Here is an 896-nt window from a genome sequence, read left to right as displayed (position 1 = left end):
CTAGGGCGTGTCCGCAATGTCAGTTGGGGAGCCATAGTCGCAGGCAGGCGATGGTGACCAGGGCTTTGTAGTGGCGGGCTCGTTTGTCGTAGCGGGTGGCGAGGGCCTTGTTCTGCTTGAGTCGGTTGAAACAGCGTTCGACGACGTTGCGGCGCCGGTAGACCTGACGGTCGAGACGGCACAGGCTCTCGCCTCGCCGGAGGCGTCCGTTGATCTGGTCGACGCGTTCGGGGATGGTGCAGGCGATGCCACGTTTACGCAGGTAGGAACGGATCTTGCGGGAGCTGTAGCCCTTGTCGCCGACCACTCGCAGGGGTCGGGTGCGGGGCCTGCCGGGCCCGTGTCGCTTGATGTGGATGCGGGCCATGACCGGCTCGAACTGCGTGCAGTCGTTGACGTTCCCGCCGGTGATCGTGAAGGCGAGCGGCCGGCCCTGACCGTCGCAGGCGAGGTGGATCTTCGTACTCAGTCCGCCGCGGGACCGGCCGAGTGCTTCGCCGGTCCAGAGCCCCCTTTTCGGGCCCCGGCGGCGTGCTGATGGGCCCGCACGATGGTCGAGTCGACGCAGACGATCGACCAGTCGACCTCGCCGATCGCGTCCGAGTGCTGCTGGACGTGAGCCAGGAGCCGGTCCCAGGTTCCGTCCGCCGACCAGCGGCGAAACCGTTCGTAGACGGTCTTCCACGGCCCGTACCGTTCGGGCAGGTCCCGCCAGGCCGCACCCGTGGACAGCTTCCACAGGATGCCGTTGAGGACCTGCCGCCGGTCCCGCACCGGACGACCCATCCGGGGCGGAGCCAGCAACGGCCCGATCACTTCCCATGCCTGATCAGTCAGTTCATGACGTCGCACCACGAACGGAGTAACGACCGATCGACATTGCGGACACGCCCTAG

Annotated in this window: 1 pseudogene; it reads right to left on the bottom strand. The window is 67.0% G+C overall.

The features are described 5' to 3' along the window. Window positions 1-19 precede the first annotated feature (19 nt). A pseudogene (locus tag IE311_RS36495) lies at window positions 20-786 on the bottom strand (IS5 family transposase). Between the last annotated feature and the right edge of the window lie 110 nt (window positions 787-896).

It is taken from the genome of Streptomyces zaomyceticus, assembly GCF_014656215.1.
Taxonomy (GTDB): Bacteria; Actinomycetota; Actinomycetes; order Streptomycetales; family Streptomycetaceae; genus Streptomyces; species Streptomyces zaomyceticus.
Note: the sequence above shows the minus strand (reverse complement) of the source record. Positions and strands in the feature narration are given on the sequence as shown.